This is a genomic window from Streptomyces sp. KMM 9044, from assembly GCF_024701375.2.
Taxonomy (GTDB): domain Bacteria; phylum Actinomycetota; class Actinomycetes; order Streptomycetales; family Streptomycetaceae; genus Streptomyces.
The window spans coordinates 6,801,663-6,814,879 of record NZ_CP113910.1 but is presented as its reverse complement, the minus strand read 5'-3'; the positions used below and the strand labels follow the sequence as shown (position 1 = coordinate 6,814,879).

Genomic DNA, 13,217 nt, shown 5'->3' with positions numbered 1-13,217 from the left:
TCAGACCGGCCGGAGCAGCGTCCTCCAGAACAGCGACTCGTAGCTCTGCAGCAGGTGGCCGTACCGCCGCGCCAGGCTCTCGTCGAGGCGGCCCGTGTCCAGGCCGTCCTGGACCGCTTCCGCCGCCGTCCGGTCCAGGTCGGGGGCCGGTTCGGCGAAGAGGTCGAAGAACGCGCAGGCTTCGTCGGTGAAGCCGTAGTGCGTACGCAGCGCCCGGGCGATGGTGGCGCAGTAGCCTCCCCAGGCCGAGAAGTTGGCGGTCACGGAGAGGACGGCGTCGGCCGGTGCCGCGTTGAGGGCCAGCCAGGCGACGTAGGCGGGATAGGCCTGGCAGCCGGGCAGGGGATCGTACGCCGCCGCACGCTCCCGGTCCACGCCGCAGGCGGCGGCGAAGGCGTCCAGCCGGGCCGCCGCCAGGTCCTCGCCCCCGGCGAGGGCCGTGAAGTACGCGGCGGCCCCCGACTGGTCCGTGGACCGGTCCGCCAGGTACTGGAAGGCACGGCGGTCGGCGGGGATCACCCGGCTCTGCTCCAGGGCGAGCACGGCCAGGGTGTCCCGGCCGGCCTCACCGCGGGCGATCAGCGGTACGAGCGGGTTGGACCGGGGGTCCGGGGCCAGTTCCCGCGTGATCGTCTCCATCAGTTCCCTGGCCGTGCGCGTCATCGCGGTCTCCGTCGCGTCGGTCGGCCGGCCCGTGGGGCGGCCGGCTCCCCCACCATGGTCCCCCGGGAACCGGGCGGACGTCACCCGAAACGACACGGCGCTCGACGGTCCGGGCCCCGGCGACCCTGGACGTGAAGCCAGGCCGCCGGGCCGGCCTCGCTCCCCCGCCCCCGGCCGCTCGCGTCCGTACCTAACGGATGGGCATGCCCGACAGGGTGCGGGCGATGACCAGGCGCTGGATCTCGCTCGTGCCTTCGAAGATCGTGTAGATCGCGGCGTCGCGGTGCATGCGCTCCACCGGGTACTCACGCGTGTAGCCGTTGCCGCCGAGGATCTGTATCGCCTGGGCGGTGACCGTCTTGGCGGTCTCGCTGGCGTACAGCTTGGACATCGAGCCCTCGGCCGCCGTGAACGGCTTGCCGTTCACGGCCATCCAGGAGGCACGCCACACCAGGAGGCGGGCGGCGTCGATCTGGGTGCGCATGTCGGCCAGTTGGAAGGCGACGCCCTGGTTGTCGATGATCGGACGGCCGAACTGCTCACGGGTCTGCGCGTACTCCAGGGCGACCTCGTAGGCGGCGCGGGCGGTGCCGACCGCCATGGCGCCGACCGCCGGGCGGGACGCCTCGAAGGTGGCCATCGCGGCGTTCTTCACCCGCTCGCCCCCCTGCCTGACGCGCTCCCGGACGCGGGCGAGCCGCTCGTCGAGCTTCTCCTTGCCGCCGAGCAGGCAGGAGCCGGGCACGCGGACGTTGTCCAGGATCACCTCGGCGGTGTGCGAGGCGCGGATGCCGTGCTTCTTGAACTTCTGGCCCTGGGAGCAGCCGGGGGTGTTCGGCGGAATGATGAACGAGGCGTGGCCCTTGGAGCCGAGCTCCGGGTCGACGACCGCGACGACGACGTGGACGTTGGCGATGCCGCCGTTGGTCGCCCAGGTCTTGGTGCCGTTGATCACCCATTCGTCGCCGGCCTCGTCGTACACGGCACGTGTACGCAGGGAGGCGACGTCGGAGCCGGCGTCGGGCTCGGAGGAGCAGAAGGCGGCGACCTTGACGTCATTGGCGTCACCGTACATCTGGGGAATCCAGGTGCCGATCTGTTCCTCGGTGCCGTTGGCGAGGACGCCCACAGCCGCGAGGCCGGTGCCGACGATGGACAGGGCGATGCCCGCGTCACCCCAGAACAGTTCCTCCATCGCCGTGGGGATGCCGAGGCCGGTGGCGTCGAAGTACTGCTGGGCGTAGAAGTCGAGCGAGTAGATGCCGACCTTGGCCGCCTCCTGGATGACCGGCCAGGGAGTCTCCTCGCGCTCGTCCCACTCGGCGGCCGCGGGGCGGATCACATCGGCAGCGAAGCCGTGGAGCCAGTCCCGGACTTCCTTCTGTTCATCGTTGAGCTCCATGGTGAACTCGGCCATGTCCCCTCCAGCGGCGACGCGCGTGCATGTTACTTACGGTAACAAGAGTCTGTTACCGGCAAGTAGGAAAAGTCAACTCCTCCGACCCTCCCGACATCCCGTCCGCCGCAGGTCACACCGTCAGTGTTAGTTTGCGCAGGCGTCACCGAATCAGCAGGGGTGGGGAGAGACCATGGACACCACACAGCGGACCGATCAGCAGAGGTCCGCCGACCGCCGCCGGCGCGAGCTGCTGGAGGCCGCCGACCGGGTGGTGCTGCGCGACGGCCCGCACGCCTCGATGAACGCGATCGCCGCCGAGGCGGGCATCACCAAACCGATCCTCTACCGGCACTTCGGCGACAAGGGAGGACTGTACGCCGCCCTCGCCCAGCGGCACACCGACGCCCTGCTGGCCTCGCTGCGGGCAGCCCTGGACGCCCCGGCGGACCGGCGGGAACGGGTCGAGAACACCCTGGACACCTATCTCGCGGCGATCGAGCTGCGCCCCCAGGTGTACCGGTTCCTGATGCACCCGGCGGAGGGTTCGCCCGGCGACCAGGGCTTCGACGTCGGCAGGCACTCGGCGCCGCTGCTGCGGCGCATGGGCGAGGAGCTGGCCCAGGTCGTCGAGGAGCGACTGGACCTCGGTCCCGACAGCCAGCAACTGGCCCGCGTGTGGGGGCACGGGATCGTCGGCATGATGCACGCGGCCGGCGACTGGTGGCTCGGCGAACGTCCTTGCTCCCGGGCCGAGTTGGTGCGCAGCCTGGCCGACCTGCTGTGGGGCCGGCTGGCGGCGGCGGGCGACCGGGTCGACGGGCCCGGGTTCTGAGCCCCGGCCCTGCCGCCCGCTCCGGAGGGTCCGCCCCCTCACCCCTCTCTTTCCGCCTGCTCCGCTTGCTCTGCTCGTTTCCCTTGCTCCCGCCCGCTCCAGGAGGCCCGCCGCACCTGGCAGGTGAGTCTGCGCCGGCGCCAGCCGGTGAGGCGATCGGCGTAAACGCGGCCCTCCAGGTGGTCGCACTCGTGCTGCAGGCACCGGGCGAAGAAACCCGTGCCGTGCACGGTGACCGGCTCCCCGGTCACCGTGCGGCCCTCGACGACCGCGTGGTCGTGACGTTCCGTCCCGGCTTCCAGGCCCGGCAGCGACAGACAGCCCTCCGGGCCGCGCACCACCACGCCGTCCGTCTCGACCAGCCGTGGATTGACCACATGTCCCAGATGGCGGACGTCCTCGTCGTCCGGGCAGTCGTACACGAACACCCGCAGCGGCACACCCACCTGGTTGGCGGCCAGGCCCACGCCCTGCGCGGCGTACATCGTCGCGAACAAGTCCTCCACGAGGCGGGCCAGTTCCGGGCCGAACTCGGTCACCTCCTCGCAGGACGCGTGCAACACCGGGTCGCCGAGCAGCGTGAGGGGCCGGACACGACCGTGGACACCGGGGATGGAACCGTCTCGCATGGCGGTCAGAGTACGGTCCTGACAGCAACTCCCGTCTCATGGGTGGTGACGTGGTTCTGGAGTGCGAATGGATCTCGATAGGCTGAGGTTCACACCACGTGGCCGTCAGCCACAGGCGCGGCGCGTACGCAAGGAGGATCGAGACTTGATGGCAGGCAACTCGGACCCGCTCACGCCGCGGGCCAAGCTGGCCGTGACCGCCGGCAAGGCGGTCGCAGCGGCATCACGCGCCGCGGGACGCGGCAGCGGTTCGGTGATCGGCGGCCGGGTCGCGCTCAAACTCGACCCCGATCTCCTGGTCCGGCTCGCCCAGAACCTGGACTGCATCCTGGTGTCGGCGACCAACGGCAAGACCACCACCACCCGGCTCATCGCGGAGGCCCTGCGGGCCGCCGGGCCGGTCGTGTCCAACGCCCTCGGCGCCAACATGCCCGCGGGCATCACCTCGGCGCTCGCGGGCGGCTCGGAGTCGAAGTTCGGCGTCATCGAGGTCGACGAGAAGTACCTCGCCGGAGTCGCCCGCGACACCGACCCCAAGTGCATCGCCCTGCTCAACCTCTCCCGCGACCAGCTCGACCGGGCCGGCGAGACCCGGATGCTCGCGGAGAACTGGCGCGAGGGCCTGGCCGGCTCCAAGGCGGTCGTCGTCGCCAACTGCGACGACCCGCTGGTCGTGTGGGCCGCGTCCTCCTCCCCCAACGTGATCTGGGTCGCCGCGGGCCAGATGTGGAAGGACGACGCCTGGTCCTGCCCGTCCTGTGGCGGCGTGATGCAGCGACCCGGCGACGACTGGTTCTGCGGCGAGTGCGGCTTCCGCCGGCCCACCCCGAGCTGGGCGCTCTCCGGCGACCACGTCCTCGACCCGCACGGCTCCGCCTGGCCGATCCACCTCCAGCTGCCGGGCCGCGCCAACAAGGCGAATGCCGCGAGTTCCGCGGCCGTCGCCGCGGTGTTCGGGGTGCCCCCGCAAGTCGCCCTGGAGCGCATGTACCAGGTGCAGGCCGTCGCCGGCCGGTACGACGTCGTCCAGCACCAGGGCCGTGACCTGCGGCTGCTGCTCGCCAAGAACCCCGCGGGCTGGCTGGAGACCTTCTCTCTCATCGACCCGCCGCCCACCCCGGTGATCCTGTCGGTGAACGCGCGTTCCGCCGACGGCACCGATACCTCCTGGCTGTGGGACGTCGACTACACCCGGCTGACCGGCCACCCGATCGTCGTCCTCGGCGACCGGAAGCTGGACCTCGCGGTGCGGCTCGAGGTGGCGAACCAGCAGTTCCAGGTCTGCGAGGACCTCGACCAGGCGCTCCAGCAGTGCCCGCCCGGCCGGATCGAGGTCATCGCCAACTACACCGCGTTCCAGGACCTGCGCCGCCGCGTCGGCAACTGACGCCGGCGACGCATCGCGACGTACTCACAAGGACAGTGACCTCATGAGCGACAACGGTCTGCGGATCGTATGGATCTACCCCGACCTGCTGAGCACCTACGGTGACCAGGGCAATGTGCTCGTCGTGGAACGCCGGGCCCGGCAGCGCGGCCTCGACGTGTCCCGGCTCGACGTGCGCAGCGACCAGCCGATCCCGACGTCCGGCGACATCTACCTGATCGGCGGCGGTGAGGACCGTCCGCAGCGGCTCGCGGCCGAGCGGCTGCGCCGGGACGGCGGCCTGCACCGGGCGGTGGGGAACGGCGCGATCGTGTTCTCCGTGTGCGCCGGCTACCAGATCCTCGGCCACGAGTTCATCAACGACCTCGGCCAGCGGGAGCCCGGCCTCGGCCTGCTCGACGTCGTCTCGGTGCGCGGCGAGGGCGCACGGTGCGTCGGTGACGTGCTGGGCGACATCGACCCGCCGCTGGGACTGCCGCCGCTGACCGGTTTCGAGAACCACCAGGGTGTCACCCACCTCGGTCCGACGGCCCGCCCGCTCGCCCGGGTGCATCTCGGCAACGGCAACGGCACGGGGGACGGCACCGAGGGTGCCTACAACGACACCGTGTTCGGCACGTACATGCACGGCCCGGTGCTGGCCCGCAACCCGCAGATCGCGGACCTGATGCTGAAGCTGGCGCTCGACGTCAACGCGCTGCCGCCGACCGACGACCACTGGTACGAGGCACTGCGGGGCGAGCGCATCTCGGCCTCGCAGCAGCCCGCGTAGGCCCTGCGGCCCCCTGTGCCCCCGTCGGACGGGCCGGCGCCCCGGCCCGTCTGACGGCTGGTCCGCACAGGTGAGCGCAGTCGTCCAGCAGGCGGACGCGTTCTTCGGTCCCGGCCTCCGGTGCCGCTAGGGTGGCGGGGATCGAGCCGGACGACGCGGTCCGGTCCCGGCCCACGGCTAGAAGGTTGTTTCGGGCTATGCGTATTGGTGTCCTCACATCCGGCGGCGACTGCCCCGGTCTGAACGCCGTCATCCGCTCCGTCGTGCACCGTGCCGTCGTCGACCACGGCGACGAGGTCATCGGCTTCCGGGACGGCTGGAAGGGCCTCCTGGAGGGCGACTACCTCAAGCTCGACCTCGACGCGGTGGGCGGCATCCTCTCCCTCGGCGGCACCATCCTCGGCTCCTCGCGGGTACGTCCCGAGCATCTGAGGGACGGGGTGGCACGGGCCAAGGGCCACGTCCAGGAGCTCGGCCTCGACGCGATCATCCCGATCGGTGGTGAGGGCACCCTGAAGGCGGCCCGGCTGCTGTCGGACAACAGCCTGCCGATAGTGGGCGTGCCGAAGACCATCGACAACGACATCGCCGTCACCGACGTCACCTTCGGTTTCGACACGGCCGTCGGCGTGGCGACCGAGGCGCTGGACCGGCTGAAGACGACCGCCGAGTCGCACCAGCGGGTGCTCATCGTGGAGGTCATGGGCCGTCACACCGGCTGGATCGCCCTGCACTCCGGCATGGCGGCCGGCGCGCACGCGATCGTCGTACCGGAGCGGCCCTTCGACATCGAGGAGCTGACCGCGAAGGTCGGCGCGCGGTTCTCGGCGGGCAAGCGGTTCGCCATCGTGGTCGCCGCGGAGGGCGCCAAGCCGCGGGCCGGAGGCATGGACTTCGACGAGGGCGGCAAGGACGTCTACGGCCATGAGCGGTTCGCCGGGATCGCGCGGCAGCTCTCCGTCGAACTGGAGGCACGGCTCGGCAAGGAGGCACGTCCGGTGATCCTCGGACACACCCAGCGCGGCGGGACCCCGACCGCGTACGACAGGGTGCTGGCCACCCGGTTCGGCTGGCACGCCGTTCAGGCCGTGCACCGCGGGGAGTTCGGACAAATGACCGCGCTGCGCGGGACGGACATCGTGACAGTGCCGCTGGCCGAGGCCGTCGAGACGCTGAAGACGGTGCCCGAGGACCGCTACGCCGAGTCGGAGTGTGTCCTGTAGCACCTGCCGCCCGTCGGCGTACCGGAAGCCGTCGAGCGAAGCCGCCCCCGGTCGCAGCCGCGGCCGGGGGCGGTTCTAGTCTGGTGCGGACAGACGGCGCACAACCCCCACGAAACGGAGCCGGCGGATGGATCACAGCGGGCACGGCATGACCATGGATCTGCCGCCGTTCACGCTGGGGCGAGGGCTCGCCTGGTCGGCGGACCCCTTCTTCCTCGTCGCCTGCCTGCTGGGACTGGCGCTGTACGGCTGGGCGGTCGTGCGCCTGACGCGGCGTGGCGACAAGTGGCCGGTGGGGCGGACCGTGTCGTTCGTCCTCGGCGTGCTGAGCATCGGCCTCATGATGTGCACCGGACTGAACGACTACGGCATGGTCATGTTCAGCGTGCACATGGTGCAGCACATGGTCATCAGCATGGTGTCGCCCATCCTGCTCCTGCTCGGCGCCCCGATCACCCTGGCGCTGCGTGCCCTGCCGCCCGCCGCCCGCGGCAGCAAGGGGCCGCGCGAACTGCTGCTGATGCTGCTGCACAGCCGCTACATGCGGGTCGTCACCCACCCGGTGTTCACCATCCCGATGTTCATCGCGAGCCTGTACGGGCTGTACTTCACCCCGCTGTTCGACTTCCTGATGGGCTCCCGGGTGGGGCACATCGCGATGATGGTGCACTTCCTCGCGGTCGGCCTGGTGTTCTTCTGGCCGATCATGGGCGTGGACCCGGGCCCGCACCGGCCGGGCCATCTGATGCGGATGCTGGAGCTGTTCGCGGGCATGCCGTTCCACGCGTTCTTCGGCATCGCGCTGATGATGGCGTCCGCGCCGATGGTGACGAGCTTCCAGAACCCTCCGGGCTCCCTGGGCATCGACGCGCTGTCCGACCAGAACGCGGCCGGCGGTATCGCCTGGGCGTTCAGTGAGGTCCCGTCCGTGCTGGTGCTGATCGCGCTGCTGTTCCAGTGGTACGCCTCGGACCAGCGGCAGGCCAAGCGCACCGACCGGGCTGCGGACCGCGACGGGGACAAGGAACTCGAGGCGTACAACGCCTATCTGGCCTCCTTGCACACCACCGGGAAATGAACCCCTTTCAGTCACTTTCTCTCCTCTTCTTCCTTGCCGCTCGCTTTCTCCCTGATGCGCCGGAGAGGTGCCACCGTTCAGTAGCATGAGCCACCAGGGGCGATCCGCCGGGGGGAAGCGGTCACGGCACCGCGCGCGTCGTCGTCGGGAGCAGGCCGGGGCGTCGCCGTCCGTTGTGTGCTGCTGCACCGGCTGGCCCACGACCAGAGACTCACCTGTGGGGTCGCCCTCAAGGGGATCGTGTTCCACGATCCGGCCGAGTCCGGCCGGGAGCGGGAGACCAGGGTCGCCCGTGCCCGCGCGGAGGCCCGGCACGCGGCCGGTCTGCGTGATCACCCGCATGTGGTGACCGTGCACGACGTCATGGAGCACGAGGGCCTGCCGTGGATCGTCATGGAGTACGTGGCGGGCGCCGTCGACCTGCGGGAGCTGGTCGCCCGATCCGGGCGCGCTCGCTCCCGCCGAGTGCGCCCGGACCGGGCTGGCCGTCCTGGACGCGCTGGCCACCGGTCACGAGCGGGGCGTGCTGCACCGTGACGTGAACCCGGCGAACACCGCTCGCCCCGGACCGCACCGGCGCGCCGTACGGACGGGTCCTGCTCACCGACTACGGCATCTCCGTGCGGCCGGACACCGGTGGGACGCGGTACACCACGGCGTCCGGGACGGTCGGCACCGCGGGCCGGCTGGCGCCTGAGCACGCCACCGGGGGCCGGTGACGCCGGCCGCCGACCTGTTCTCCCCGGGCTGCACGCTGTACCACGGCGTCGAGGGGCGCGGCCCCTTCGAGCGGGAGTCACCGCTCGCGTCGGTCGATGCGGTCGTCACGGAGGAGCCGCGCCGGCCGGTGCGGGCGGGTGCCCTGGAGCCGGTGCTGCGGGGCCTGCTCGAGAAGGACCCCCGGCGGCGGACGTCCGCACGGGTGCTGGAGGCGGAGCTGTCGCGGCTCGTCACGCCCGAGTCGGAGTCGTGCGCCCGGCCGCCCACCGGCCTGGGTTCCCAGCCGCCCTGGGCCGCACCGGCCCTGCTCGCGGGCATCACAGCCCCCACGGAAGCCGCTGAGGGGGTGGATCCTGCGGGACGTACCGCACCTGCTGGACCAACGGGACGCCCGGCACCCGCACCCGCCCACCAGCGTCCGTGCCACCCCGTCCTGCGGGCGGCTGTCGCCGTCGGGCTCGGCGCGGTGCTGGCCCTGGGCGGTGCCTGGTACGCGCTGGCCGACCGGACGAACGGCGGGACGGCGATTGGCGACGGCGCCGTACGGGGAGGCCGTGGGGCTCGCCGAGCCGCTCGAGCGGGGCGACTGCGTGCGTGCCGTCCGGCCCGGCGGTCGCCGGTTCGCCGGTTCGCCGGTTCGCCGGTTCGCCGGTTCGCCGGCGTGCCGCGGCTCAGCGCCGAACCGGCCTGTGCGGGCGCGGCGGGCCGGGAGGTCGTGGGGGCGTCGGGGCCGCCTCCGCCGAGGGAGTGCGGGAGCTGGGTCCGGCCCGGTGCGCGGAGGCGACGCGGGAGTTCCGCGTGCGTATGGCCTCGGTACGCACTCTCGCCGTCGTACCCGTCCCGGAGGGTTTCGAGGAGACCGGGCGGCACACCGCCTGTCTGGTCCTGGAGGCGCGGGGACCCGTGTACGGGCCGCTCGGCGACCGTCGCCCGTTCGGGGCACGGCGTTCGCGGACACCGTGCCGATGCAGCGCAGGGACTGTCTGGACACGCGTCCGGGACGCCGGCCCTGCTGGTGCCGTGCGGTGGCCGGTACGAGGAACAGGTCCTCGGGTTCACCCGACTGGGCGAGGACGTCACGCTCACCGAGGCGCGTACCCTGTCGGACACGGCCTGCGCCCGTGACGTGCCGCCGCGCGACTACGGCTTCGACCCGTCCGTCCACGAAGCCGGGGCGTGGACCGGTGAGCTGTCCTGGGACACGGGCCTGCATGTCGTCGTATGCACGGTAAAGCGGCGGAACGGGGGCACCATGGAGAGAACCGAACCATGAGGAGGGTGTCGCGATGCCCGGTTCCAGCAACGGTTCCACCTCGACGAAGACCATGGGAGTGCTCACCGTCGGCGGGCTCGTCGTCGTGACGGCCTACACGGTGGCGCTCGGCAGCAACGGATGGCTGTGGTTCGGCTGGGTCGTCCTGGGGCTGATCACCCTCGCCATGGTCGCCACGCGCAGCGCCTGAGCTACCGGACAGGCACTGGCCGAGCCTCCCCCGGACCCAGGGCCTCTCGTCCGGATCGGGCCGGGCTCGCGGGCCCCGGTGCCTGATCCGGCCCGATCCGGACGAAGGACCCTGCCCGGCGGGCCGGCTCACTTCGGTGTGAGCCGGCCCGCCAGGTGCACGCCCGGCTGGTACTTCGGCAGCCGGACGGTGACTCTCATGCCCGCGCCGACCGCGGTCTCGATGACGAGGCCGTAGTCGTCGCCGTACACCTGGCGGAGCCGGTCGTCGACGTTGGACAGGCCGATACCGCCCGTGTGGTCTACCTCGCGGGCGAGGATGCGGCGCAGCAGGCCGGGGTCCATTCCTGCACCGTCGTCCTCGATCATGACGAGGGCTTCGGCGCCGGTGTCCTGTGCGGTGATCTGGATGTGGCACTTGTCGGCCTTGCCCTCGAGGCCGTGCTTGACGGCGTTCTCGACCAGGGGTTGCAGGCAGAGGAAGGGCAGGGCGACCGGGAGCACCTCGGGGGCGATCTGCAGGGTGACGGAGAGGCGGTCACCGAAGCGGGCCCGCACCAGCGCCAGGTAGTGGTCGATGGCGTGGAGTTCGTCGGCGAGGGTGGTGAAGTCGCCGTGCCGGCGGAACGAGTAGCGGGTGAAGTCGGCGAACTCCAGCAGCAGCTCGCGGGCCCGCTCGGGGTCGGTGCGCACGAACGAGGCAATCACGGCGAGTGAGTTGAAAATGAAGTGCGGGGATATCTGCGCCCGCAGCGCTCTGATCTCGGCCTCGATGAGGCGGGTGCGGGACTGGTCGAGATCGGCGAGTTCGAGCTGGACGGAGACCCAGCGGGCGACCTCCGCGGCGGCCCGGACCAGGACCGCGGACTCGCGGGGCGCGCAGGCGACGAGTGCGCCGTGGACCCGGTCGTCGACGGTGAGCGGGGCGACGACGGCCCAGCGCACCGCGCAGTCGGGGGTGCCGCAGGTGAGCGGGAAGGCCTCGCCGCGACCGGACTCGAGGGGGCCGGCCAGGCGTTCCATGATCTCGGTGCGGTGATGGGCGCCGGCACCGTCCCAGACGAGGACCTGTTCGCGGTCGGTGAGGCACAGGGCGTCGGTGCCGAGCAGGGAGCGCAGTTTGCGGGCGGACCGGCCGGCGGTCTCCTCGGTCAGTCCGGCGCGGAGCGGGGGCGTGGCCAGGGATGCGGTGTGCAGGGTCTCGAAGGTGGCGTGCTCGACGGGGGTTCCGAGGCCGGCGAGGCCGGGTGCCCGTGCGGTGCGCCGGCCGAGCCAGAAGCCGGCGGCCAGCAGGGGCAGGACGGCGACGCACAGGCCTGCCAGGAATCCGCTCACTTGGACACCTCCGTCCGTAGTTCTTCCGGCAGATGGAACCGGGCGAGCACCGCCGCCGTGCCGGGCGGTACCCGGCCGGGCGTGGCCAGGGAGACCAGGATCATGGTGAGGAAGCCCACCGGTACCGACCACAGCGCGGGCCAGGCGAGCAGCGCGTGCCACGCACCCCGGCCCGGATAGCCGGCCATGGTCGCGGCGACGGCGAGGAAGGCGGAGCCGCCGCCGACCAGCATGCCGGCCGCCGCGCCGGGCGGCGTGAGCCGGCGCCACCAGATACCGAGGACGAGCAGCGGGCAGAACGAGGAGGCCGACACGGCGAAGGCGAGCCCCACGGCGTCGGCCACCGGCAGCCCGCCGACCAGGACGCTGGCCAGGAGCGGGACGGCCATGGCGAGGACCGTGCCGAGCCTGAAGTGCCGTACACCGCGCGAGGGCAGGACGTCCTGGGTGATCACGCCGGCCACGGCCATGGTCAGCCCGGAGGCCGTGGACAGGAACGCGGCGAAGGCTCCCCCGGCGACCAGCGCGCCGAGCAGATCACCGCCCACTCCCCCGAACATGCGGCCGGGCAGCAGGAGCACGACGGCGTCCGCGTCGCCGGTGAGGGTCAGTTCGGGTGCGTACAGGCGGCCGAGGGCTCCGTAGACCGGAGGCAGCAGGTAGAAGGCGCCGATCAGGCCGAGAACGGCGACGGTGGTACGACGGGCGGCGACGCCGTGCGGGCTGGTGTAGTAGCGGACCACCACATGCGGCAGGCCCATCGTGCCGAAGAAGGTGGCGAGGATCAGCCCGTACGTGGCGTACAGCGGGCGTTCCTCGCGGGACTCGGCACGTGAGGGCGAGAGCGCGTCGTCGGCGCCGCGCCCCGCGGCCGGGACCTCGGCCCCTTCGGAAAAGGTCAGCCGGGTACCGCCGTCGATGCGATGAGTGCCGGCGCTCAGGCGGACCTCGGTGCCCTCGTGTTCGCGGCCGTCGACGGTGCCGTCCACGGTGACGGCCAGCGGGTCGACGATCCTCAGGTCGACGGTGTCGTCCACGCGGACAGCATGCTGTTCGCGAAAGGTGGCGGGTTCGTCGAAGGCGTGGCTGGGCGCCCCGTCGCTCTGCCAGGCGAGGACCAGAAACAGGGCAGGCACGAGCAGGGCGGTGAGCTTGAGCCAGTACTGGAAGGCCTGCACGAAGGTGATGCTGCGCATGCCGCCGGCGGCGACGATGACGGTGACCACGACGGCGACGATCACTCCGCCGAGCCAGTCGGGGGCGCCGGTCAGCACGGTCAGGGTGAGCCCCGCACCCTGGAGCTGGGGCAGCAGGTACAGCCAGCCGACGCCGACGACGAAGGCGCCCGCGAGCCGCCGCACGGCGTGCGAGGCGAGGCGGGCCTCGGCGAAGTCGGGCAGTGTGTAGGCGCCGGAGCGCCGCAGCGGTGCGGCGACGAACAACAGCAGGACCAGATAACCGGCGGTGTAGCCGACCGGATACCAGAGCATGTCGGGGCCTTGGACCAGGACCAGGCCCGCGATACCGAGGAAGGACGCGGCGGAGAGGTACTCGCCGCTGATGGCGGCCGCGTTCAGACGGGGGCCGACCGTGCGGGAGGCGACGTAGAAATCGGAGGTGGTACGGGAGATGCGCAGGCCGAAGGCGCCGACGAGGATGGTCGCCAGGACGACGAGGGCCACGGCGGGTACGGCATAACTGGAGTTCACGGCGCCTG

General features: G+C 71.8%; 13 protein-coding genes. 8 read left to right on the top strand and 5 right to left on the bottom strand.

What is annotated here, in order from left to right; translation table 11 throughout:
- Both HUV60_RS30455 and HUV60_RS30450 read right to left on the bottom strand, forming a co-directional pair.
- Positions 1-663, bottom strand: coding sequence for a transcriptional regulator (locus tag HUV60_RS30455; RefSeq protein WP_257853248.1), 663 nt, complete (start codon positions 661-663; stop codon positions 1-3).
- A gap of 190 nt (positions 664-853) precedes the next feature.
- Positions 854-2,080 (bottom strand): acyl-CoA dehydrogenase family protein, encoded by a 1,227-nt coding sequence (locus HUV60_RS30450; RefSeq protein ID WP_257853247.1) that lies wholly within the window; start codon positions 2,078-2,080, stop codon positions 854-856.
- Between the two features lie 172 nt (positions 2,081-2,252).
- Between HUV60_RS30450 and HUV60_RS30445 the strand changes: the two genes are divergently transcribed.
- A complete protein-coding gene (locus HUV60_RS30445) occupies positions 2,253-2,894 on the top strand; it encodes a TetR/AcrR family transcriptional regulator (protein WP_257853246.1) in 642 nt (213 codons plus the stop codon).
- 38 nt (positions 2,895-2,932) lie between these two features.
- On the opposite strand, the gene def is transcribed toward HUV60_RS30445, so the two are convergent.
- Positions 2,933-3,523, bottom strand: a complete 591-nt coding sequence (gene def / locus HUV60_RS30440; RefSeq protein WP_257853244.1) for a peptide deformylase — start codon at positions 3,521-3,523, stop codon at positions 2,933-2,935.
- Between the two features lie 148 nt (positions 3,524-3,671).
- Here def and HUV60_RS30435 point away from each other — a divergent pair, with 148 nt between their 5' ends.
- From HUV60_RS30435 to HUV60_RS30410, 7 genes are all read left to right on the top strand, one after another.
- The gene (locus HUV60_RS30435; RefSeq protein WP_257853243.1) at positions 3,672-4,910 is read left to right on the top strand and encodes a Mur ligase family protein; all 1,239 of its coding nucleotides are present in this window, start codon (positions 3,672-3,674) and stop codon (positions 4,908-4,910) included.
- Positions 4,911-4,953: 43 nt separating this feature from the next.
- Positions 4,954-5,682: a type 1 glutamine amidotransferase gene (locus HUV60_RS30430; protein WP_257853242.1), complete on the top strand. Its 729-nt coding sequence runs from the start codon at positions 4,954-4,956 to the stop codon at positions 5,680-5,682.
- Positions 5,683-5,879: 197 nt separating this feature from the next.
- Entirely contained in the window at positions 5,880-6,905 is a 1,026-nt protein-coding gene (locus tag HUV60_RS30425; RefSeq protein WP_257853241.1) for a 6-phosphofructokinase, read from the top strand.
- Between the two features lie 127 nt (positions 6,906-7,032).
- Complete coding sequence (locus HUV60_RS30420) at positions 7,033-7,983, top strand: cytochrome c oxidase assembly protein (protein ID WP_257853240.1); 951 nt, start codon at positions 7,033-7,035, stop codon at positions 7,981-7,983.
- Positions 7,984-8,160: 177 nt separating this feature from the next.
- Positions 8,161-8,520, top strand: coding sequence for a hypothetical protein (locus tag HUV60_RS33690; protein WP_331462030.1), 360 nt, complete (start codon positions 8,161-8,163; stop codon positions 8,518-8,520).
- A gap of 1,198 nt (positions 8,521-9,718) precedes the next feature.
- Entirely contained in the window at positions 9,719-9,976 is a 258-nt protein-coding gene (locus HUV60_RS33685) for a hypothetical protein (RefSeq protein ID WP_331462029.1), read from the top strand.
- A gap of 13 nt (positions 9,977-9,989) precedes the next feature.
- Positions 9,990-10,166, top strand: coding sequence for a hypothetical protein (locus HUV60_RS30410; RefSeq protein WP_257853238.1), 177 nt, complete (start codon positions 9,990-9,992; stop codon positions 10,164-10,166).
- Between the two features lie 128 nt (positions 10,167-10,294).
- On the opposite strand, the gene HUV60_RS30405 is transcribed toward HUV60_RS30410, so the two are convergent.
- Positions 10,295-11,500 (bottom strand): sensor histidine kinase, encoded by a 1,206-nt coding sequence (locus HUV60_RS30405; RefSeq protein WP_257853236.1) that lies wholly within the window; start codon positions 11,498-11,500, stop codon positions 10,295-10,297.
- Positions 11,497-13,209, bottom strand: a complete 1,713-nt coding sequence (locus tag HUV60_RS30400; RefSeq protein WP_257853234.1) for a sodium/solute symporter — start codon at positions 13,207-13,209, stop codon at positions 11,497-11,499. Before HUV60_RS30400 ends, HUV60_RS30405 begins: the two co-directional genes overlap by 4 nt.
- Positions 13,210-13,217: the final 8 nt, after the last annotated feature.

Coding starts and splice junctions, on each gene's coding strand:
- HUV60_RS30455 (WP_257853248.1), bottom strand. CDS start 663: ATGACGCGCACGGCCAGGGAACTGATGGAGACGATCACGCGGGAACTG.
- HUV60_RS30450 (WP_257853247.1), bottom strand. CDS start 2,080: ATGGCCGAGTTCACCATGGAGCTCAACGATGAACAGAAGGAAGTCCGG.
- HUV60_RS30445 (WP_257853246.1), top strand. CDS start 2,253: ATGGACACCACACAGCGGACCGATCAGCAGAGGTCCGCCGACCGCCGC.
- def (WP_257853244.1), bottom strand. CDS start 3,523: ATGCGAGACGGTTCCATCCCCGGTGTCCACGGTCGTGTCCGGCCCCTC.
- HUV60_RS30435 (WP_257853243.1), top strand. CDS start 3,672: ATGGCAGGCAACTCGGACCCGCTCACGCCGCGGGCCAAGCTGGCCGTG.
- HUV60_RS30430 (WP_257853242.1), top strand. CDS start 4,954: ATGAGCGACAACGGTCTGCGGATCGTATGGATCTACCCCGACCTGCTG.
- HUV60_RS30425 (WP_257853241.1), top strand. CDS start 5,880: ATGCGTATTGGTGTCCTCACATCCGGCGGCGACTGCCCCGGTCTGAAC.
- HUV60_RS30420 (WP_257853240.1), top strand. CDS start 7,033: ATGGATCACAGCGGGCACGGCATGACCATGGATCTGCCGCCGTTCACG.
- HUV60_RS30410 (WP_257853238.1), top strand. CDS start 9,990: ATGCCCGGTTCCAGCAACGGTTCCACCTCGACGAAGACCATGGGAGTG.